Raw genomic sequence first — 20336 nt, forward strand, 5'->3', positions numbered from 1 at the left:
GCAAGCCCGCTCCCACCGAGGTTAGTGGTCTCGGTGGGAGCGGGCTTGCCCCGCGATGCTTTTAAACGAACTACACCCAAATCTGCCTATACCACTATCACCATCTTTTGCTTCCCAGCCACAGAACCTTCGCATTACCTCCCTAGCATGGCCCTCATTCGTTCGATGAGGTCCTGCCATGAACACTCCGGTCGCAAACCCAGGCGCACAGATGAAAGTGCGCGGTATCCACAAGCGCTTCGGCGCCTTTACCGCCCTGCAGGATGTCTCCCTCGACATCGCCGCCGGTGAACTGGTGTGCCTGCTCGGCCCGTCCGGCTGTGGCAAGACCACACTGCTGCGCTGCATCGCCGGCCTCGAACGCCAGGACCGAGGCACTTTGTACATCGGCGACCGCGATATCTCCGAGTTGCCGCCCCAGGCCCGTGACTACGGCATCCTGTTCCAGTCCTATGCGCTGTTCCCGAACCTGACGGTCGAGGCCAACATCGCCTATGGCCTGGCCGGCAGCGGTCGTGACGAAGTGCGCCAGCGGGTGGCGCAGATGCTTGAGCTGGTCGGTTTGACCGGCAGCGAGAAAAAGTACCCCGGCCAGCTTTCCGGTGGCCAACAGCAACGGGTAGCCCTGGCGCGTGCCCTGGCTCCGGCACCTTCGTTGCTGCTGCTTGACGAGCCGATGTCGGCCCTCGACGCCCGCGTCCGCGAGCACCTGTGTACCGAGCTGCGCCAGCTGCAACGCCAGTTGGGCATCACCACCCTGATGGTCACCCACAACCAGGACGAAGCCATGCTCATGGCCGACCGCATTGCGGTGATGAACAACGGTCAGGTCGAGCAATACGCTACGCCCCAGGAAATCTACGACAAACCGGCTACGCCGTTCGTGGCTGAGTTCGTCGGCCAGGGCAACTGGCTGCCGTTCCAGCGCCACACCGACAGCCACGCCCAGGTCGGCGGCTTGAACATGCGTCTGGCCGACGGTGCCGGCCAGGCGCGCAGCGGTCGTTTGTTCTGCCGTCCTGAAGCGATCAGCGTCAATCCGCCGGTGCATGAAGAGAACCTGTTTCCGGCGCGGGTGCGCGAAATCACCTTCCTCGGTAACCGCTGCCGCATGAGTTTCGAGTTCAACGAGCTGCCGGGTCACGCGCTGCTGGCCGAGGTCGCGCCCGAGTCGATGCCGCGCCTGGGTTCGCAGGACATCTGGGTCGCCCTGCCGCCGCGCAGCCTGCAGGTGTTTGCCTGAGATGGCCGCGCCAATGGCCATGCCGATCGCGCAGGCGAAGGCAGCACAGCGTTCCGGCGCTTCACTGGGTGATCGACTGTTCGTGGTCGGCGGTAAATGGTTGCTGCTGCTCCTGCTGACGGTTGCGGTGTTGATGCCGCTGCTGGCGATTTTCTGGCGCGGCTTCAGCAGCGATGCCGGGCAGGGCGGTGGTCTGGTCGCCGCACGTGAACTGTTTGCCAGCGCCAACTTTCACTGGCTGCTGGGCAACAGCCTCAAAGTTTCTCTCAGCGTCGCCGCGATTGTCGTGCCGCTGGCCTACCTGTTCGCCTACGCCTTGCAACGCACGCTGATCCCCGGCAAGCGCATCTGGCGCGGCATCTCGCTGCTGCCCTTGCTGGCGCCGTCGATGTTGCCAGCCATTGCCCTGGTCTACCTGTTCGGCAACCAGGGGCTGCTGCGCGGGCTGCTCAGCGACAATATCTATGGCTTCTGGGGCATTGTCCTCGGCGAGGCCATCTACACCTTTCCACATGCCCTGATGATCCTGCTGTCGGCGCTGTCGCTGGCCGATGCGCGCTTGTTCGATGCTGCTTCGAGCATGGGTGCCGGTCCCTGGCGCGCCTTCCACAGCATCACCTGGCCGGCGACCCGTCAGGCGGTGTTCGCGGCGTTCTGCCTGGTGTTCACCCTGACCATCACCGATTTCGGTGTGCCGGTGGTGGTCGGTGGCGACTATCAAGTGCTGGCTCTGGAAGCCTATAAGGCGGTGGTCGGTCAGCAGCAGTTCGGTCGCGGTGCGTTGATCGGCATGGTCCTGCTGGTGCCGGCGCTACTCAGCTTCGCCGTCGATGCCTGGTTGCGTCGTCGTCAGGGTGATGCCATGAGCGGTCGTGCCCAGGTGTTCGTGCCGCAGCCGTCGCGTCGTCGCGATGCCTGGTTCCTGGCTGTGGTGCTGACGGTCTGTGCGGTGTTGCTGTTGGTGGTGGGCATGGCGGTGTACTCGTCGCTGGTGACCTTCTGGCCGTACAACATGACCTTGTCGCTCAAGCACTATCAGTTCGATGAAACCGCGGGTGGTGGCTGGCTGGCTTACACCAACAGCCTGACCATGGCGCTGGGCACCGCATTGATCGGCAGCGCGGTGATATTCACCGGCGCCTACCTGATGGAAAAAACCAAGGGCCAGCGTTCACTCAATCTGCTGCTGCGCTTGCTCAGCTTCGTGCCGATGGCGGTACCCGGTTTGGTTCTGGGCCTGGGCTACGTGTTCTTCTTCAACCTGACCAGCAACCCGCTGCATGTGTTCTACGGCAGCATGGCGCTGCTGGTGGTGTGCACCATTGCTCACTATTTGACCACCGCAAACATGACCGCGACCACCGCCCTGCGCCAGCTCGACGGTGAGTTCGAAGCCGCTGCGCTGTCGCTCAAGGCGCCGTTGTACCGGCACTTTCTGCGGGTCACCGTACCGATCTGCCTGCCGGCACTGCTGGACATCATCCGCTACCTGTTCGTGTCGGCGATGACCACGGTGTCGGCGGCGATCTTCCTCTACAGCCCGGACACCATCCTAGCCGCCGTCGCCGTGTTGAACATGGACGATGCCGGCAATGTCGGCGGCGCGGCGGCGATGTCGACCCTGATCCTGCTGACCAGCGCCAGCGTTTCGCTGCTCCTGGCCTGGGCCTCGCGCGGCCTGCTGCAACGTTCCCAAGCCTGGCGCCAGCGCGCGCCGGGCCAGTGATTGCCTTACCCATCCCTCGTACCGTTCAAAGGAACCGCATCATGTTCAAGCCACTTGCTCTTGCCGCTGCCGTCCTCACTGCGTTCAGTCTGCAGGCCACTGCCGCTGACACCCAGCTGACGGTTTATACCGCGCTTGAAGCCGAACAACTCAAGAGCTACAAGCAGGCCTTCGAAAAGGCCAACCCGGATATCGAGATCAAGTGGGTACGCGATTCCACCGGCATCATCACCGCCAAGCTGCTGGCCGAAAAAGACCGCCCGCAGGCTGATGCGGTGTGGGGCCTGGCCGCTTCCAGCCTGGCGATCCTCGACCAGCAGGGCATGCTGCAAAGCTACGCACCGAAGGATCTGGACAAGATCGGCGGCAACTACCGCGATGCCGCCAATCCACCAGCCTGGGTCGGTATGGACGTCTGGGCGGCGACCATCTGCTTCAACACCATCGAAGCCGAGAAGCAGGGCCTGACCAAGCCGGTGAGCTGGCAGGACCTGACCAAGCCTGAGTACAAGGGCAAGATCGTCATGCCGAACCCGGCATCGTCCGGCACCGGCTTCCTCGATGTCAGCGCCTGGTTGCAGACCTTTGGCGAGAAGCAGGGCTGGGCGTACATGGACGGCCTGCACCAGAACATCGGCCAGTATGTTCATTCCGGTTCCAAGCCGTGCAAGCTGGCGGCGGCCGGTGAGTTCCCGATCGGTATCTCCTTTGAATACCCGGCCGTGCAGCTCAAGCGTCAGGGCGCGCCGCTGGACATCGTTCTGCCGAAGGAAGGCCTGGGCTGGGAAATCGAAGCCACCGCCGTGCTCAAGGGCAGCAAGCATGAAGATGCCGCCAAGCGTCTGGCCGATTTCTCGGCAAGCCCGGCAGCGATGGAGCTGTACAAGGAAAACTTTGCTGTGCTCGCTCAGCCGGGTATCGCCAAGCCGCAGACCGAGCTGCCGGCCGACTACGAGCAGCGCTTGATCAAGAACGACTTTGCCTGGGCCTCGCAGAACCGCGACAGCATCCTCGCTGAATGGCGCAAGCGCTATGACGGCAAGTCGGAGAAGGTGGCGCAGCAGTAAGACCGCATCGCGGGGCAAGCCCGCTCCCACAGGGGATTACACAGTCCCGGTGGGAGCGGGCTTGCCCCGCGATCCTCAAGGAGATCCCAATGACCGATCTACTAATCGTCGGCGCCGGCATTCTAGGCCTGTCCCATGCCTACGCCGCCGCCCGGCGCGGCCTCAAGGTGCGTGTTTTCGAACGCACCGCTACCCCGTTGGGTGCCTCGGTACGCAACTTCGGCCAGGCGCTGGTCACCGGCCAGCCACCGGGTGAAATGCTGGAGCTGGCCAAGGCCAGCCGCGGAATCTGGGCGCACTGGTCGCGTCAGGCCGGCTTCGAATTGAAGAGCAATGGTTCGCTATTTTTCGCCCGTACTGCCCTTGAACAGGAACTGCTCGAAGCCTTTTGCGCCGAACGGGCCGTAGAGCACGGTTACAAGGTCGAGCTGTTGTCAGGTGCTGCCCTCAACGATCTTTACGGTGGCCAGTTTCGGCACCACCGCGCGGCGTTGCGTGGGCTGGACGACCAGCAGCTGTACTCCCGTGAAGCCATCCCCACACTGATCCGCTTCCTGCAGCAGGAACTGGATGTGCAGTTTCATTTCTCCACCCTGGTTCGCGATATTGAACCAGGCAAAGTCTCGACCACCGCAGGCGACTTCAGCGCCACGCAGATCGTGGTCTGTTCCGGGCATGATTATCAGACCCTGCTCGCCGAACCCATCGCCAAGCTGCAACCACAGGTCTGCCGCTTGCAGATGCTGCGTGCCCGCCCGCGTTTCAAACTGGACTTGCAGCATGCCCTGCTGACCGGGCTGAGCTGCGTGCATTACGGCGCCTTCGCCGACCTGCCTCAGGCCCAGGCCCTCAAGACGCAATTGCTTAGCGACAGTCCGCACCTGATGGAGCATGGCATTCACTTGCTGATCAGCCCCACGCCCCATGGCGAGCTGATCATCGGCGACTCGCACGCCTATGGCAGCGATGCCGCGCCGTTCAATGCCGAACAGGTCGACAACTGGATGATCGAACTGGCCGAGCACACCCTCGGCGGCCGGATCGAGGTGGTCGAACGCTGGCAGGGCGTCTATGGTTCTGGCGGTCGCGGACCGTTTTCGCTGTTGCAGGTGGCGCCGGGTATCAGCGCGGCGCTGATGCACAGTGGCGTCGGCATGAGCGTCGGACCGGCCCTGGCCGAGCGGCATATCGCTCGACTGTTCAACGAAAGCGCTTGAGGGGATAACGATGAGAACGGCCGAACAGGTTGTCAGCGAAATATTCGCCCTGTACCAGCAGCATGGTGATGAAGACTATATCGGCGAGCCGGTGTCGCAGCTGGAGCACATGTCCCAGGCGGCGCAGCTGGCGCTGGATGAAGGTTTTGATGATGAGGTGGTGCTGGCGGCGTTCTTCCACGACATCGGCCACATCTGTGGTGGTGCCGAAGGCGACATGGGTGGCTACGGTGTGGTCAGCCATGAGCAGGTTGGCGCCAACTATCTGCTGCGCTGCGGTTTCAGCGAGCGACTGGCCAAGCTGGTGCAATACCACGTCGAGGCCAAGCGTTATCTGACTTTGCGTAAACCGGGCTATTACCAGCGATTGAGCGAAGCCAGCCGGCGCACCCTGGAGTATCAGGGCGGGGTGATGAGCGAGGCTGAGGCCGATGCCTTCGAGCACGATCCGCTGTGCAAGGTGAGCCTGCGCATGCGCGAATGGGATGAGCTGGCCAAGGAGATGCATGTGCCGGTGATTGATCTGGACGTGCTCAAGGCCAAGGCCTTGGCGCTTTGCATTGAGTGTATTTCGCGGGGCAAGCCCGCTCCCACCGGGTTGAATCAATACCCTGTGGGAGCGGGCTTGCCCCGCGAAAAGGCCCTAAAGCTCCCGCACCAACAGGTCGATCTGCTCCTGGCGCTCGGCCTGATTGAGTCGCGCACCGGGATTGAGCGACGACCACTGCGGATGCGCCCGGGCTTTGCTCAAGGCGTCCGGCAGCTTGCCTTCACGCCAGCTCTGCTCCTGCGGCGCGCTCAGCTTGATCCGCTCCATCGCCGCATGCCCGCGGCTGTCCAGCGCCTGGATCAGCTGATGCTGACGCAGGGCCAACAGGCGCAACACGCTGTCATCTACCGTTAATTCCCGCTGTCCCTTGAGCTTGCCCAGCAGGCGTGAACCGTAGCTGCGCGCAGTCTGCAATGCACCACCGGCAATGGCCCCGGCCAGCGCCGCAGCACCCAGGGTCAGGCCACCGACCAGCAGATCGACACCGGCACCCGCCGCCGCGCCGGCGGCCACCCCGCTACCAAGGCGTACGCCCAGCAATTTAAGGGTCTCGGGATTGAACAGGTCATCACCCCAACGCCCGTCCAGCAGCGGCAATTCGCTGGCACTGGCGTCATCCTTGCGAAACGCATACAGCTTGAGCAAGGCCTCGACGCAACGTTGTTCACGCTGGCGAACCTCCTTGCGCAAGGCTTCGATAGCGATTGCTTCAGCACCCGGCTCGGCCACCACGCTACGACGGCAGGCGGCGCAATCGAGCAGCAATTCGGCAATCAGGCGTTTGCCACTGAGCTGGCGGGCCAGACGCTGGGCCTGTTGATCGTCGATCAGGCGTTGCAGGGCCGGGCGGGACTTTTCGAGCATCAGCGCCAGGCTTTCGTAGAGGCGCCGTTCACCATCTTCCGGGGGCGCGACGCTGTCGAAACGCACCAGCGCATGAAGACCAAGCCGGGCTAGCGCTTCACGCCAGTCAGGCTCGCGGTGGTCGCTGCTGGCGACAAAGTTGAGCACCGGCAGCAGCGGTTTACCGCAGCTGGCGAGCACTTCCAGTTCATCCCGGTATTTGGCCAGCACCGGTTCGCGGGCATCGATCACATACAGGCCGGCATCGCTGGCCAGCAGCTGGCGCAGCACCTTGGCTTCCTGCTCGAAACGCTGGCGCGCTTCGCTGCCCTGAAGAAAACGTTCCAGGCGCGCCGGACCGTCGAGGCGTTCGCCCGGTCGTTCCAGGCGTTCGAGGTAGTCGAGCAGGGCAATGGCGTCTTCCAGGCCGGGAGTGTCATAGAGCTCCAGCAGCGGTTCGCCATCCACCGACAGCCGCGCACCTTCGACATGGCGGGTGGTGCTGGGCCGATGGGAGACTTCGCCAAAGCCGACATCACGGGTCAGGGTGCGCAACAGTGACGTCTTGCCGACGTTGGTGTGGCCGACCACGGCCAGTTTCAGCGGCTTAGTCATGGCCATGCTCCAGCCAGTTCAGAGGGGCGCTGTCGGCGTGCTCGAGCCCAAGCTGGTCGAGCGCCTGATGCCAGTCGCCGAGGCGATCGGCATCCAGGGCCTGGCCGGGCAGGGCCTGCAACAGCCAGATGCGGGTGGCGCCGGCATTGCGCGCAAGTTCGGCGAGCAGCGCCAGGCTGCCACGGTCTGGCGAGCGACGCGGGTCGCAGGCGATGGCCAGGCGCGCCGGCGGGAAGCGGCTGAGTTGTTCGAGCAATTTGTTGCGCGACTCGCGGCTGTCGAGCACGCCGGCGTTGCTGACCGTGGCGGGCAAGACGGGCGGCCAGGGGCGCTGGTCGTCCAGCTCCAGGCCGACCAGCAAGGCGCCGTCACTGTGTTCATCACCCACGCCACGGACAATCTGCGGCAAGGCATCCGGCGCGGCATCGTTGACACCAAGGCGTTCGCTGCTGGGCATCAGCGCTTCGCGCAACTGGCTGTAGCCGGGGAGATTGAGGTCCAGGCCCAGGCGCTTGCGGCCGCTGCGCCAGCGCCACAGGCACAAGGCGGCGAGCAGCAAACGTGGAAGGATGCCGAATACCAGCAACACCCCGAGCAGCCAGCTGGCCCAGGCCTGGCGGGCCAGTTCAAGCGCGGGTTGGCTGTCGCCACTGGCGCGGATCATGTCGATGTCCGGCACATTGAAGCCGAGCAAGGCAGGCAGGGCGCCGAGGGCCTGGGTCAGGCCGACGAAGGTGTCGGCGCCGAGAATGGTGGTCTCCCAGACGAAACCGTAACGCCGGGTGGCGAGCAGAATCAGCATCATCATCAGCGCTGTGCCCAAGGCGACCAGCCATAGGCTGTGAACCAGCAGCCCGAGCAGCCAGCGGTTGAGCTTCTGGCGTTGCAGCAACACCAGCAGGGCGGGGGCTAAATGTGCAGCCTGGGCATCACGGGCGAATTTTTCGCTGAGCCATAACCACAGCCTGCCCAAGGTCGCGCCTTGCTCACCGGCGAAGATAAAGCCCACGGCCCAGCCGGCCAGCAACAACAGGTTCAAGCCCAGCAGGCTGCCCAGCGCCCAGAACACATTCACCGGACGCTGGCTGTCGCCCAGAGCGGCCAGGGCCAGACCGGCGCCGCTGAAAATTGCCAGCACCAGCAACAGCGCCAGGGCCAGGCGCGCACCTTGTTTCCAGTGCTGCAGGGCGCTGCGCATGCCGTCGCGTTCGGCCAGCCACAGGGCGCGCTGTTCGATGCGCATCGGCAGATCGCCACCCAGTTGCCGGGCGCGGCGATTGGCTTCCTGATCCTCCAGGGGGCCTGCATGTTCCTCGCGCAGGCGTACCGCCTCAGTGAGCCAGCGTTTGTCCAGGTCAGTCAGTGCAGTCACACAGTCTTCCATTGATCAAGTCAGCCCAAAGCATAACCCAGGCATCGAAGATCGGGCTTTGCTATCCTCGCCGACATGAAAACATCACTCCCCCTCAGCCTGATCGCGGCGCTCGCCGAGAACCGCGTAATCGGCATCGACAACAGCATGCCCTGGCACCTGCCGGGGGATTTCAAGTATTTCAAGGCCACCACCCTGGGCAAGCCGATCATCATGGGGCGCAAGACCTGGGATTCGTTGGGCCGGCCATTGCCTGGGCGTTTGAACCTGGTGGTCAGCCGCCAGCCCGGGCTGCAGCTCGAAGGTGCCGAAGTGTTCGCTTCGCTCGACGAGGCCATGCTGCGCGCCGAGCAGTGGGCGCTGGCGCAGGGTGTCGATGAGCTGATGCTGATTGGTGGCGCGCAGCTGTATACCCAGGCGATTGAGCGTGGCCTGGCGGATCGGCTGTATCTGACGCGGGTCGAATTGAGCCCGGAAGGGGACGCGTGGTTCCCTGAGTTTGATGCGGCGCAGTGGACGTTGGCGTCGAGCCAGGAGAATCCGGCGGAGGGAGAGAAGCCGGCGTATCACTTCGAGGTTTGGGAGAAGGTTTGAAAGCATCGCGGGGCAAGCCCGCTCCCACAGGAGGTTGATGATCTCTGTGGGAGCGGGCTTGCCCCGCGATTTCCTCAGGAATGCGTCAGCTGCGCATGCTCCTGAGTCTCCAGCACTGACTTGTCAGTCTGCTTGAGCATCTGGCTGGTAATCGCCCCCGCCGTCATCGAACCATTCACGTTCAGCGCCGTGCGGCCCATGTCGATCAGCGGTTCAACCGAGATCAGTAACGCCACCAGCTCGACCGGCAAGCCCATGGCCGGCAACACGATCAGCGCGGCGAAAGTCGCACCGCCGCCCACCCCGGCCACGCCGGCCGAACTCAGGGTCACGATGGCCACCAGCGTGGCAATCCACAGCGGATCCAGCGGGTTGATGCCGACGGCCGGAGCCACCATCACCGCCAGCATTGCCGGGTACAGACCGGCACAACCGTTCTGGCCGATGGTCGCGCCGAACGAAGCGGCGAAGCTGGCAATCGACTGCGGAATACCCAGGCGCAGGGTTTGTGCCTCGATGCTCAGCGGGATGCTGGCGGCGCTGGAGCGGCTGGTGAAGGCAAAGGTCAGTACCGGCCAGACCTTGCGGAAGAAACGTAGCGGATTGACGCCGCTGATCGCCAGCAGCACGCCGTGCACCACGAACATCAGGCCCAGGCCGATGTAAGACACCACGACAAAGCTGCCGAGCTTGAGGATGTCGTCCAGGTTCGAGCTGGCGACCACCTTGGTCATCAGCGCCAGCACGCCATACGGGGTGAGCTTCATCACCAGGCGCACCAGACGCATCACCCAGGCTTGCAGGGTGTCGATGGCGGCCAGGGCGCGGTTGCCCTTTTCCGCGTCATCCTTGAGCAGCTGCAGGGCAGCCATGCCGAGGAACACGGCAAAGATCACCACGCTGATGATCGACGTCGGCTTGGCCCGGGCCAGGTCGCCTACCGGGTTGCTGGGGATGAACGACAGCAGCAGTTGCGGGATATTCAGCTCGGCGACCTTGCCCACGTAGTCGCTCTGGATCGCCTGCATCCGCGCGGTTTCGGCGGTGCCGGCAACCAGGCCTTCGGCGGTCAGACCGAACAGGTTGGTCAGGACGATACCGATCAGCGCGGCAATGGCCGTAGTGAACAGCAGGGTGCCGATGGTCAGGAAGCTGATTCTGCCGAGCGACGAGGCGTTGTGCAGGCGAGCCACGGCGCTGAGGATCGAGGCGAAGATCAGCGGCATGACGATCATCTGCAGCAACTGCACATAGCCGTTACCGACCAGATCGAGCCAGCTGATGGTGGCCTTGAGGATCGGGTTACCCGCGCCATAGATGGCGTGCAGGGCAGCCCCGAACAGCACACCGAGGACCAGGCCGACCAGAACTTTCTTGGCCAGACTCCAGTTGCCATGACGGGTTTGAGCCAGGCCTAGCAGCAATGCCAGGAACGCCAGCAGATTGAGTGACAGCGGCAGATTCATTGAAGCTCCAGAGAAAAGGCGGGGGCATCGCCTCTGTGTGCGATTGCGAACAGAAATGCTAACAGCATGAAAACGAACGAATTTATATCAAAAGGTAATTTGCATAGTCGTTTTTGGAATATAGGAATGTCGCAAATGGCATGTGCAACGCCGCTGAGGAGTGTGTTGGCGTCGTTGTCAGGTCGTCCTCAGCGCTTTGCTTTGGCTAGCGTGGGCGAGCCTCTTTTCTGGAGAAATGCACATGACGTCTGCTCCGAAAGTACTCGCTGCCGGTCTGGCACTGCTGCTGACCGGTCAAACCTGGGCCAGCGAACTCAAGCATTGGCCTGCTGACGCTGCCAGGCAGCTGGACACGATGATCGCGGCCAATGCCAACCAGGGTAACTACGCGGTGTTCGACATGGACAACACCAGCTATCGCTTCGACCTCGAAGAGTCGCTGTTGCCGTTCATGGAAAACAAGGGCCTGCTCAGCCGGGAAAAGCTTGATCCGTCGTTGAAGCTGATGCCGTTCAAAGACACTGCCGAACATAAGGAAAGCCTGTTCAGCTACTACTACCGGCTCTGTGAAATCGACGACATGGTCTGCTATCCCTGGGTCGCCCAGGTGTTTTCCGGCTTCACTCTCAAGCAGCTCAAGGGCTATGTCGATGAGCTGATGGCCTCGGGCAAACCGATCCCCAGCACCTACTACGAGGGCGATCAGGTCAAGACCATCGAGGTACAGCCACCGAAAATCTTCACCGGCCAGACCGAGCTGTTCAACAAGCTGATGGCCAGCGGCATCGAGGTGTATGTGATGACCGCCGCCTCCGAAGAGCTGGTGCGCATGGTCGCCTCCGACCCCAAATACGGCTACAACGTCAAACCGCAGAATGTCATCGGTGTCAGCCTGCTGCTCAAGGATCGCGAGAATGGCGCTTTGACCACCGCGCGCAAACAGATCAGCGCGGGCAGTTATGACCCGCAGGCCAACCTGGGCCTGGAACTGACCCCTTATCTATGGACCCCGGCAACCTGGATGGCGGGCAAACAGGCGGCGATCCTGACCTACATCGATCAATGGAAGAAGCCGGTACTGGTTGGTGGCGATACACCCACCAGTGACGGCTACATGCAGTTCCACAGTGTCGATGTCGGCAAGGGCGGTATTCACCTGTGGATAAATCGCAAAGCCAAGTACATGGACCAGCTCAACGGCATGATCGCCCAGAACGCGGCCGCCCAGGCCAAAGAGGGCTTGCCGGTGACGGCGGACAAGAACTGGGTGATTGTTACTCCTGAGCAGATTCAATAGGGACCCTGTGGGAGCGGGCTTGCCCCGCGATGCTGTGTGGCAGACAGACCGCTATCGCGGGGCAAGCCCGCTCCCACCGGTAGCCCCTCCCACAGGGGGATCAGCGTTTATTCAAACCCTTGGCCAGCCGGTCACCACCCAGCTGGATCAAGGCCACCAACACCACCAGCATGACAATCACGGTGAGCATGATCTGGCTGTCGAAACGCTGGTAGCCGTAGCGGTAGGCGATATCGCCCAGGCCGCCAGCACCGATGGCACCGGCCATGGCCGAGGAGTTGATCATGGTCACCAGGGTGATGGTGAAACCGCCGACGATGCCCGGCAGGGCCTCGGGCAGCAGTACGTGCCAGACGATATGCCAGCGTCGGCAGCCCATGGCCTGGGCGGCTTCGATCAGGCCATGGTCGACTTCGCGCAGGCTGACTTCGGCGATCCGCGCAAAGAACGGTGTGGCGGCAATGGTCAGTGGCACCACCGCCGCCCAGACCCCATAGGTGGTACCGACAATCAGGCGGGTAAAGGGGATCAGCGCGACCATCAGGATCAGAAACGGGATCGAGCGGAACAGATTAACGAAGGCCCCGAGCACCCGGTTCAGGGTCGGCGCCTGGTAAATCCCGCCCTTGCCGCTGGTGACCAGGATCACCGCCAACGGAATCCCGGCCAGCAGGGCGATCAGCGACGACACCCCGACCATCAACAGGGTATCGAGTACGCCCTGGAGCAAGCGATCAGTCCACATAACCCAGTACCTCTACCTGCGTGGCCCACTGCCGGGCACGTTCGATGACCTGTTCATGGCTGTGCGGCGAGTTCGCCACCGACACCAGCAATTGCCCCAGCGGCCGCCCCTGGATCGGCTCGATACCGCCTTGCAGCAAGCTGATCCGGCCACCGAGGCTGGCGAACAATGTGGATAACTCCGGTGCCTGGCGTTCAGTGCCGCTGACTTTGAGGTTCAGCACCAGCGCCGCTTCGGCACTGCCCGGTTGCGGCTGCAGGCGGGCCTGCAACGTGGCCGGCACGGCGGCTTGCAAGGGCGCGAGCAGGGTCTTGCTGACGGCGTGGCGGGGATTGCCGAAGACCTGCCAGACCGCGCCTTGCTCGACGATACGTCCGCGTTCCAGTACCACCACCCGCTGGCAGATGTCGCGGATCATTGCCATTTCGTGGGTGATCAGGATGATGGTCAGGCCCAGGCGCTGGTTGATGTCGCGCAGCAGCTCAAGAATCGACGCGGTGGTTTCCGGGTCGAGGGCCGAGGTCGCTTCATCGCAGAGGAGAATGTCCGGGTCGTGAACCAGCGCCCGGGCGATGCCGACGCGCTGCTTCTGCCCGCCCGACAATTGCGCGGGATAGGCATGCTGCTTCTGTTCAAGGCCGACCAGTTCCAGCAACTCGGCAACCTTGCGCTGGCGTTGCGCCTTGGGTACGCCGGCGACCTTGAGCGGCAGCTCGACGTTCTGCCACACGGTCTTGGCCGACATCAGGTTGAAGTGCTGGAAGATCATGCCGATGCGCCGACGCAGGCGCACCAAGCGGTCTTCATCGAACTCGCCAATATCGACCTGATCGATCAGCACACGACCGGCGCTAGGCTGCTCAAGACGATTGATGGTACGGATCAGCGACGACTTGCCCGCGCCGCTGCGGCCGATGATGCCGAAAATTTCGCCGCGCTGAATGTTCAGGTCGATACCTTCCAGCGCCGGGGCGGTTTGCCCCGGATAGGTTTTGCCCAGGCCGATAAAGCGCACATGGGCGTTGCCCAGCTCAGGGTGCAGGGCCCGTTGCCGGGCCTGCTGCAGCGGCGCAAAGGAGGACTCCTCCGGCGCCAGGAGGGCGGTGGCGGCGCTCATCTCAGCTCTCCCAGCCCGGTTGGTAAAGCTTGCCATGGGCTTTGTCGAGCGCGGCACGCACGGCTGGCGAGTGCTGATAGATGTCGATGAATTTGGCCAGACGCGGATCGTCCTTGTTCTGCGGGCGGATGACGAACTGGATTACGTATTCCTTGTGATCGAGGCCGTCGAACAGCAGGGCCGAGGTGGCATCGAAGGTATTGGCCAGGCGGATGTAGGCCGGATAACCCTGGACCAGGTCGGCATCATCGTAGGCCCGCACCAGTTGCACGGCTTCGACCTGGAGGATCTTCAACTGTTTGGGATTGGCGACGATATCCTCTTCAGTGGCCTTGTAGCCCACACCGGGTTTGAGGGTGATCAGGCCGGCCTTGGCCAGCAGCTGCAGGCCGCGGCCGCTGTTGATCGGGTCATTGGCGATGGCCACGCTGGCGCCTTGTGGCAACGCGTCAAAGCTTTTGTACTTTTTCGAGTACAGGCCGACGTTGTTGATGATCCCCGATGCATAGGGCACCAGGTCAAAACCGGCCGCCGCCTTGGCGTTTTCCAGGAACGGGATGTGCTGGAAGTAATTCACGTCGATGTCGCCGCTGGCCAGGCTGACGTTTGGCGCGATCCAGTCGCTGAACTCGATCAGTTCGACATCCAGCCCCTGCTTCTTCGCTTCGCTGACCGCCGCTTCCAGCGGGATGGCGAAGGCTGCGGTGGTGCCGACCTTTAACGCATCGGCGGCCTGGGTGGTGGAAAACAGGCCGAGGGTCAGGGCCAGCGCCGCGACGGGGCGGGCAAGAAAGGTCTTAAGCATGCTGTAGCGCTCCGCTCGGGGTGGTGTGGCGATAGCTGGCGCCGGGGTGCTCGGCGGGCAGCAGGGGCTGGTCACTGGCGAAGAGCTTTTCGCGCAGGGTGCCGTGTTCGTAGGCGGTCTTGTACGAGCCGCGACGCTGCAGCTCGGGGATCACCAGGTCGATGAAGTCGACATAGCTTTCCGGGGTCACGGTGCGGGTCAGGTTGAAGCCGTCCAGACCGGTTTCGGCGATCCAGCTTTCCAGCTCGTCGGCGACCTGGGTCGGTGAGCCAACCAGGGTGATGTAGCGACCGCCGAGGGCGTGCTGGTCGAGCAGCTTGCGCCGGGTCCAGTCGTTGTTCTGCAAGGTCTTGGTTGCCGACTGGATGGCGTTGCTTTTGACGTACTGGATCGGTTCGTCCAGTGCGTAGGCCGAGAAGTCGATACCCGTGGAGCTGGCGAAGTGCGCAACCCCTGCTTCGGCGCTGGCGTAACGCAGGTATTCGGCGTGCTTGGCCCAGGCTTGCTCCTCGGTACGCGCAACGATCACGGTCAGGCCCATGAACACCTTGATCGCCTCGGGATCACGCCCAGCGGCCACGGCAGCGGCGCGAACCTTGTCGACCTGGGCGCGGGTACCGGCCTTGGTCTGGCCGCTGATGAACACGCATTCGGCATGGTTGCCGGCAAAGCCCAGGCCGCGCTCGGAGCTGCCGGCCTGGAACAGCACCGGCGTACGTTGCGGCGAGGGTTCGCACAGGTGATAGCCTTCGACCCGGTAGAACTCGCCCTGGTGCTGCACCTTGTGGACCTTGTCCGGCCGCGCATAGACCCGCTGCTGGCGGTCATTGGTTACCGCGCCGTCTTCCCAGCTGCCCTCCAGCAGTTTGTACAGCACCTGCATGTATTCGTCGGCCTGGTCGTAGCGGCGGTCGTGCTCTGCTTGCTGCTCAAGGCCCATGGCCCGGGCGGCACTGTCCAGATAGCCGGTGACGATGTTCCAGCCCACCCGGCCACGGCTCAGGTGATCGAGGGTCGAGAGCTTGCGGGCGAACAGATAGGGCGGCTCGTAGGTCAGGTTGGCGGTCAGACCGAAGCCCAGATGCCGGGTCACCGCGGCCATGGCCGACACCAGCAGCAACGGGTCGTTGACCGGCAGCTGGATCGACTCCTTGAGCGGTACGTCGACGTTGTTCTGGTAAACGTCATAGACCCCGACGATGTCGGCGATGAACAGCCCGTCGAACAGCCCGCGCTCAAGCAACCTGGCCAGTTCGGTCCAGTACTCCAGCGTCTTGTACTGGGTGGACGTATCCCGTGGGTGAGTCCACAGGCCGTGATTGATGTGGCCAATGCAGTTCATGTTGAAGGCATTGAGGAGGATTTTCTTCTTGGCCATCAGATGGTCCCCCGCAGCGGTGGGCTCTCATCGTTGAGGTAGTAGTTGCCGATGGCGTGGTACTTCCAGCGCACCGGGTCGTGCAGGGTATGTACGCGGGCGTTGCGCCAGTGACGATCGAGGCCATGTTCGGCGAGGGTGGCCTGGCTGCCGGCCAGTTCGAACAGGGTGCTGCCGGCGGCCAGGGAAATTTCGGTGCTGATCGCCCGGGCTTCGGCCACGGCGATGGAGGCAGCGGCCACGGTGCTGGCGTTGGGCTCGGCCTGGGCCTGGTCGAGGTACTCGCCGGCGCGTTCAAGCAGGGCCTCGGCGGCGTGCACACGGATCGCCAGATGACCGAAGGACTTCAGCGTCAGCGGATCGTCGCTGGCCTTGTCGATGCCGGAATCGATCCATGGCCGGCTGCGGCTGCGCACGAACTGCAGGGCGTCTTCGTAGGCGGCGCGGGCGATGCCGGTATCGATCGCGGCATGAAGGATCTGCGCCAATGGGCCGACCGTGGTCGGCCGTTCGAAGGCGCTCTGGAAGGGCACCACATCCTCGGCGGCGACCCAGACATTCTCGAACAGCACCGAGCCGCTGCCGGTGGTGCGCTGGCCAAAACCGCTCCAGTCGTCGATCACCTGCAGCCCGGCGCTGTCGGCGGGGACAAACACCAGCTGCTGCACGCCCTGTTCGTCGACCACCGAAGTGGGAATGCGCTGGGCATAGAGCGCGCCAGTGGCGTAGAACTTGCGCCCGTTGATGCGGTAGCCGTCACCGTCCCGGCTCAGGGCCGTGGTGCGGTCATGGGCGGTTTTGGTCCCAAGTTCCGCCAGGGCGTTACCGAAGCGTTTGCCGGCCAGTACTTCGGCGTACAGGCGCTGCTGTTGCTGCGGACTGCCGTTTACCCGCAGCACTTCCAGGGCATAGAAATGGTTTTGCGGAATCTGGCCCAGGGAGGCATCGGCCTGGGCGATGCGCGCGATGACTTTGGCCAGGGTAACGTTGGAAACACCGGCGCCGCCAAAGGCTTTGGGGACGCTGATGGCCCACAGCCCGGAGCGCGAAAACAGCGCCAGTTCCGGGTGTGGCAGGCGGCGTTCGCGATCACGCAGGATGCTGTCGCGGCGCAGTTCGCCGGCCAGTTCTTCGGCAATCTGCAAAGCCTGGGCGTCAGTGTGGATGACCGCGACGTTTTCGTGCGGTTGCGGCAGAAGGCTCATAAATAGGCTCCAGTGGTCTGGTCAGATCCAGGAATGCCGGGCAGGCAAGGTACCGTTGAGGTGATAGGCGCCGACGGCGTGGTATTTCCAGCGCACCGGGTCGTGGAGGGTGTGCACGCGGGCATTGCGCCAGTGCCGGTCGAGGTTGAACTCGGCGAGGGTGGCGCGGCTGCCGGCCAGCTCGAAGAGCTTCTCGCTGGCTTGCAGGGCGATCTCGGTGGTCAGTACCTTGGCTTCGGCCACGGCAATCGAGGCCCGGGCTGCCGAGGCGGCGTCCACAGGCGCGGCGTTGACTTCATCGAGGGTGCGCGCCGCCTTGCTCAACAAGGCCTGGGCCGCATGCAGCTCAAGTTGCAGACGACCGATATCGGCGATCACGTAGAGGTCATCACTGGCGCGCTCGACCTTGGCATCGATCCATGGCCGTGATTTTTCCCGGACAAAGGCGATGGCGTCGGCGACCGCGGCTTCAGCAATACCGGCATCGATGGCAGCCTGGATCAATTGCGAAGCGGCGCCCTGGATATTCGGCACCTCGTTCTGGCGCCAGTTGTCGATCACCAGTTCCGCGTCGACCTGAACCCGGTCCAGCAGCACGGTGCCGCTGGCGGTGGTGCGCTGACCGAAGCCGGACCAGTCATCGACGATGCGCAGCCCGGGTGTGCCACGGCGGACAAAGGCCATGACCTGACGGCCTTCATCGTTCAGCGCTTTGACCGCTACCCAATGGGCAAACAGGGCACCGGTGGAATAGAACTTCTGGCCGCTGAGCACATAGTGGTCGCCCTCGCGGGTGATCCGTGCCTTGAGTTCCAAGGTGTGCTTGCTGCCGCGTTCGGGGCCGGCATTACCGATCCGCCAGCCGTCGAGCACCGATTTGAACAGCAGGTCCTTCTGCCGCTCACTGGCCGTGCCTTTGAGCAACTGCAGAATGCCGAACTGGTTCTGCGGGATTTGCCCCAGCGCCGGGTCGGCGGCGCTGATGATGCGAAACACTTCGGCGATGGTGACAAACGATACCTGGGCACCGCCGTAGGCGCGGGGAATGGAAATGCTGCCCAGGCCGCTGCGGGTGAACTGTTCGATTTCTGCCCAGGGCAGCTTGCGTTGCTGGTCGCGCCGGGCAGCCTGGCTGCGGGCAACTTCGGCCAGTTCACGGGCAGCCTGCAGGGCCTCGGCGTCACTGCGCAGGACCTTGGCCGGCAACAGCAGCGGGGCGCTGTCGAGATCACTGTGGACGTTGGTATCTGCCAGACTGGACATCAGTGCCGCTCCCTGGCTGCACTCAATGCCCTGGCGTTACGCACTGGGGTGATTGTGTTCCTGACCATAACCTTACCTCACGTATTGGAAAGGTCGGCGCGGGCTGCGCCGACTGAAATGCGCTGGTCCGGTGGTCCGGTTCATATACCCTAATGCTGTATAAAAATTAAATAAACTAACTTGTTGGAATATAGATAGAAGTACTCGACGCTCGTCCGGCAAACACTCGCAGGTGCACGGCGGGCGCCCACTGCGAGCGGTTGCCGACCCGGTCGAGAATGCAGTAACTCAGTTCCAGGTGTGGGTCGGGGCCGTTTTCCTCGATCAATGTCAGAGGGATCCTGGCCTGCAGCGGCTGGCCGACCTGGCACTTGCTCACGCCAGGCAAATCCATGCGCAGGTCGCCCCAGCGCAAGGTGATCCGGTCACCTTCGGCCATGTTCCGGTACGGTGCCAGGGTGCAGGGCAGGTCGTTGTTCAGGCTGTGCAGAAACAGGCCCTCGCGACGCAACCGGCCTGCCAGCTGCAATGGCTGCAAGTGCTCGTGGGGGCTGTTGCCTCCAGGGCAGTCGAGTTTTACCAGGACCTGCAGTTCGGGTGAGCGCAGCGGGTGGTGACCGGGTTTGAGCAGGCGGTAATGCAGGCGGTGGCTACCGTTGTGCAGCAAGCTGGCGGGTATGCGCAGGTCGATGCAGCCATCCGGCTCATGGGCTTGCAGGCTGTGGGCGGCGACAAAGCGCCGGCCCCAGAACAAGGTCAGCAGGTCGCCGGCTTCCATGGGTGGCTGGATCGGCACGCGCGCCCGTAATCGCGCGGCGCTGTGGTAGCCAATGCCGGCCGCATTGATGCCGGGGAGAATCGGTGGGGAAAGTTCGGGTCCTTGGCTGACATTGGACATGGCGCGCATCCTTGGCATGAGCATCTGCTGGATTGGCGGTTATTGGCCAGCAGACGCGCAGGATCAAGCCCGCACACTGCCATTTGGCCGCTGGCGGAAAACTTCGGAACAGGACTACGCCCACAGGGAAAACCTGCGGGCGCGATTGGGGATGGGTCTGGTGGGGAACTCAGTACCCGGTGTTCTGGACGCCGAGGAACTTGCCGAGGAACTGCCGGGTTCGCTCTTCCCGGGGGTGGGCGAACAGCGCCCTGGCTTCACCCTGTTCGACAATCACGCCCTTGTCGAAAAAGATCACCCGGTTGGCGACATCACGGGCAAAGCTCATTTCATGGGTGACGATGATCATCGTGCGTCTTTCTTCGGCCAGGCCGCGGATGGTTGCCAGTACTTCGCCGACCAGTTCCGGGTCCAGGGCCGAGGTCGGTTCGTCGAACAGGATCACTTCAGGCTCCATCGCCAGCGCCCGGGCAATCGCCACCCGTTGCTGCTGGCCGCCGGACAGTTTGCGCGGATACGACGCCTCTTTGCCCGCCAGGCCGACCTTGGCCAACAGCTTCATACCCAGGGCAACGGCTTGCTCACGCGGGGTCTTCTTGACCACCAACGGCCCTTCGATAACGTTCTCCAGCGCCGTGCGATGGGGAAACAGGTTGAAGTTCTGGAACACGAAACCGACCTGCTGGCGCAACTTGCGGATCAGCCCTTGCTGTTTGGTCAGGGGCAGGTTGGCATCGATGGTCACGTCACCGACCTGGATACGGCCGCTGCTGGGTGTTTCCAGCAGGTTCAGGCAACGTAGGAAGGTCGTCTTGCCGGAGCCGCTGGGGCCGATGATGGCGATGACTTCGCCGGCCTCGACCTTCAGGCTGATGTCGTTCAGAACCGTCTGGCCATTGAACTGTTTGCTCAGTCGCTCTACCACGATCATGCCG

The 20336-nt window shown here is 63.2% G+C and carries 17 protein-coding genes and 1 pseudogene; 7 read left to right on the forward strand and 11 right to left on the reverse strand.

What is annotated here, in order from left to right; all coding sequences use genetic code 11:
- Positions 1–178: 178 nt before the first annotated feature.
- The 5 genes and pseudogenes from PSAKL28_RS01170 to PSAKL28_RS26635 form a co-directional block, all read left to right on the forward strand.
- Positions 179–1243: a putative 2-aminoethylphosphonate ABC transporter ATP-binding protein gene (locus PSAKL28_RS01170; RefSeq protein WP_038605521.1), complete on the forward strand. Its 1065-nt coding sequence runs from the start codon at positions 179–181 to the stop codon at positions 1241–1243.
- 1 nt (position 1244) lies between these two features.
- On the forward strand, positions 1245–2969 hold the full coding sequence (locus tag PSAKL28_RS01175; RefSeq protein ID WP_038605523.1) for a putative 2-aminoethylphosphonate ABC transporter permease subunit: 1725 nt from the start codon (positions 1245–1247) through the stop codon (positions 2967–2969).
- Positions 2970–3010: 41 nt separating this feature from the next.
- On the forward strand, positions 3011–4036 hold the full coding sequence (locus PSAKL28_RS01180; RefSeq protein WP_038605526.1) for a putative 2-aminoethylphosphonate ABC transporter substrate-binding protein: 1026 nt from the start codon (positions 3011–3013) through the stop codon (positions 4034–4036).
- Between the two features lie 89 nt (positions 4037–4125).
- Positions 4126–5253, forward strand: coding sequence for a TIGR03364 family FAD-dependent oxidoreductase (locus PSAKL28_RS01185; protein WP_038605528.1), 1128 nt, complete (start codon positions 4126–4128; stop codon positions 5251–5253).
- Positions 5254–5263: 10 nt separating this feature from the next.
- Positions 5264–5809, forward strand: a pseudogene (locus PSAKL28_RS26635) (phosphonate degradation HD-domain oxygenase); the annotation flags it as partial.
- Positions 5810–5896: 87 nt separating this feature from the next.
- Here PSAKL28_RS26635 and PSAKL28_RS01195 read toward each other — a convergent pair.
- Both PSAKL28_RS01195 and PSAKL28_RS01200 read right to left on the reverse strand, forming a co-directional pair.
- On the reverse strand, positions 5897–7261 hold the full coding sequence (locus PSAKL28_RS01195) for a GTPase/DUF3482 domain-containing protein (RefSeq protein WP_038605533.1): 1365 nt from the start codon (positions 7259–7261) through the stop codon (positions 5897–5899).
- Positions 7254–8633: a DUF2868 domain-containing protein gene (locus PSAKL28_RS01200; RefSeq protein ID WP_038605534.1), complete on the reverse strand. Its 1380-nt coding sequence runs from the start codon at positions 8631–8633 to the stop codon at positions 7254–7256. Before PSAKL28_RS01200 ends, PSAKL28_RS01195 begins: the two co-directional genes overlap by 8 nt.
- Before the next feature lie 75 nt (positions 8634–8708).
- Between PSAKL28_RS01200 and PSAKL28_RS01205 the strand changes: the two genes are divergently transcribed.
- A complete protein-coding gene (locus tag PSAKL28_RS01205) occupies positions 8709–9227 on the forward strand; it encodes a dihydrofolate reductase (RefSeq protein ID WP_038605537.1) in 519 nt (172 codons plus the stop codon).
- Between the two features lie 74 nt (positions 9228–9301).
- Here the strand turns inward: PSAKL28_RS01205 and PSAKL28_RS01210 are convergent, their stop codons facing one another.
- On the reverse strand, positions 9302–10693 hold the full coding sequence (locus PSAKL28_RS01210) for an L-cystine transporter (RefSeq protein WP_038605539.1): 1392 nt from the start codon (positions 10691–10693) through the stop codon (positions 9302–9304).
- Positions 10694–10934: 241 nt separating this feature from the next.
- Between PSAKL28_RS01210 and PSAKL28_RS01215 the strand changes: the two genes are divergently transcribed.
- Positions 10935–11990 carry an HAD family hydrolase gene (locus PSAKL28_RS01215; RefSeq protein ID WP_038605542.1) on the forward strand — a complete coding sequence of 352 codons (1056 nt, stop codon included), beginning with the start codon at positions 10935–10937 and terminating at the stop codon, positions 11988–11990.
- A 100-nt stretch (positions 11991–12090) separates the two neighbouring features.
- Here the strand turns inward: PSAKL28_RS01215 and PSAKL28_RS01220 are convergent, their stop codons facing one another.
- The 8 genes from PSAKL28_RS01220 to tcyN all read right to left on the reverse strand — a co-directional run bounded on the left by PSAKL28_RS01220 (position 12091) and on the right by tcyN (position 20332).
- Positions 12091–12735: a methionine ABC transporter permease gene (locus tag PSAKL28_RS01220; protein WP_038605546.1), complete on the reverse strand. Its 645-nt coding sequence runs from the start codon at positions 12733–12735 to the stop codon at positions 12091–12093.
- Positions 12725–13852 carry a methionine ABC transporter ATP-binding protein gene (locus tag PSAKL28_RS01225; protein ID WP_038605550.1) on the reverse strand — a complete coding sequence of 376 codons (1128 nt, stop codon included), beginning with the start codon at positions 13850–13852 and terminating at the stop codon, positions 12725–12727. Before PSAKL28_RS01225 ends, PSAKL28_RS01220 begins: the two co-directional genes overlap by 11 nt.
- 1 nt (position 13853) lies before the next feature.
- The gene (locus tag PSAKL28_RS01230; protein WP_038605553.1) at positions 13854–14657 is read right to left on the reverse strand and encodes a MetQ/NlpA family ABC transporter substrate-binding protein; all 804 of its coding nucleotides are present in this window, start codon (positions 14655–14657) and stop codon (positions 13854–13856) included.
- A complete protein-coding gene (locus tag PSAKL28_RS01235; RefSeq protein WP_038605556.1) occupies positions 14650–16035 on the reverse strand; it encodes an LLM class flavin-dependent oxidoreductase in 1386 nt (461 codons plus the stop codon). The genes PSAKL28_RS01230 and PSAKL28_RS01235 overlap by 8 nt, the downstream gene beginning before the upstream one ends.
- Entirely contained in the window at positions 16035–17240 is a 1206-nt protein-coding gene (locus PSAKL28_RS01240) for an SfnB family sulfur acquisition oxidoreductase (protein WP_038605559.1), read from the reverse strand. The genes PSAKL28_RS01235 and PSAKL28_RS01240 overlap by 1 nt, the downstream gene beginning before the upstream one ends.
- Before the next feature lie 21 nt (positions 17241–17261).
- Positions 17262–18503: an SfnB family sulfur acquisition oxidoreductase gene (locus PSAKL28_RS01245; protein WP_038605562.1), complete on the reverse strand. Its 1242-nt coding sequence runs from the start codon at positions 18501–18503 to the stop codon at positions 17262–17264.
- A gap of 175 nt (positions 18504–18678) precedes the next feature.
- Positions 18679–19401 carry a hypothetical protein gene (locus PSAKL28_RS01250; protein ID WP_038605564.1) on the reverse strand — a complete coding sequence of 241 codons (723 nt, stop codon included), beginning with the start codon at positions 19399–19401 and terminating at the stop codon, positions 18679–18681.
- Positions 19402–19570: 169 nt separating this feature from the next.
- Complete coding sequence (gene tcyN, locus PSAKL28_RS01255) at positions 19571–20332, reverse strand: L-cystine ABC transporter ATP-binding protein TcyN (RefSeq protein ID WP_038605566.1); 762 nt, start codon at positions 20330–20332, stop codon at positions 19571–19573.
- Positions 20333–20336 lie beyond the last annotated feature (4 nt).

Source organism: Pseudomonas alkylphenolica, from assembly GCF_000746525.1.
Taxonomy (GTDB): domain Bacteria; phylum Pseudomonadota; class Gammaproteobacteria; order Pseudomonadales; family Pseudomonadaceae; genus Aquipseudomonas; species Aquipseudomonas alkylphenolica.

Coding starts and splice junctions, on each gene's coding strand:
- PSAKL28_RS01170 (WP_038605521.1), top strand. CDS start 179: ATGAACACTCCGGTCGCAAACCCAGGCGCACAGATGAAAGTGCGCGGT.
- PSAKL28_RS01175 (WP_038605523.1), top strand. CDS start 1,245: ATGGCCGCGCCAATGGCCATGCCGATCGCGCAGGCGAAGGCAGCACAG.
- PSAKL28_RS01180 (WP_038605526.1), top strand. CDS start 3,011: ATGTTCAAGCCACTTGCTCTTGCCGCTGCCGTCCTCACTGCGTTCAGT.
- PSAKL28_RS01185 (WP_038605528.1), top strand. CDS start 4,126: ATGACCGATCTACTAATCGTCGGCGCCGGCATTCTAGGCCTGTCCCAT.
- PSAKL28_RS01195 (WP_038605533.1), bottom strand. CDS start 7,261: ATGACTAAGCCGCTGAAACTGGCCGTGGTCGGCCACACCAACGTCGGC.
- PSAKL28_RS01205 (WP_038605537.1), top strand. CDS start 8,709: ATGAAAACATCACTCCCCCTCAGCCTGATCGCGGCGCTCGCCGAGAAC.
- PSAKL28_RS01210 (WP_038605539.1), bottom strand. CDS start 10,693: ATGAATCTGCCGCTGTCACTCAATCTGCTGGCGTTCCTGGCATTGCTG.
- PSAKL28_RS01215 (WP_038605542.1), top strand. CDS start 10,935: ATGACGTCTGCTCCGAAAGTACTCGCTGCCGGTCTGGCACTGCTGCTG.
- PSAKL28_RS01220 (WP_038605546.1), bottom strand. CDS start 12,735: ATGTGGACTGATCGCTTGCTCCAGGGCGTACTCGATACCCTGTTGATG.
- PSAKL28_RS01225 (WP_038605550.1), bottom strand. CDS start 13,852: ATGAGCGCCGCCACCGCCCTCCTGGCGCCGGAGGAGTCCTCCTTTGCG.
- PSAKL28_RS01230 (WP_038605553.1), bottom strand. CDS start 14,657: ATGCTTAAGACCTTTCTTGCCCGCCCCGTCGCGGCGCTGGCCCTGACC.
- PSAKL28_RS01235 (WP_038605556.1), bottom strand. CDS start 16,035: ATGGCCAAGAAGAAAATCCTCCTCAATGCCTTCAACATGAACTGCATT.
- PSAKL28_RS01240 (WP_038605559.1), bottom strand. CDS start 17,240: ATGAGCCTTCTGCCGCAACCGCACGAAAACGTCGCGGTCATCCACACT.
- PSAKL28_RS01245 (WP_038605562.1), bottom strand. CDS start 18,503: ATGTCCAGTCTGGCAGATACCAACGTCCACAGTGATCTCGACAGCGCC.
- PSAKL28_RS01250 (WP_038605564.1), bottom strand. CDS start 19,401: ATGTCCAATGTCAGCCAAGGACCCGAACTTTCCCCACCGATTCTCCCC.
- tcyN (WP_038605566.1), bottom strand. CDS start 20,332: ATGATCGTGGTAGAGCGACTGAGCAAACAGTTCAATGGCCAGACGGTT.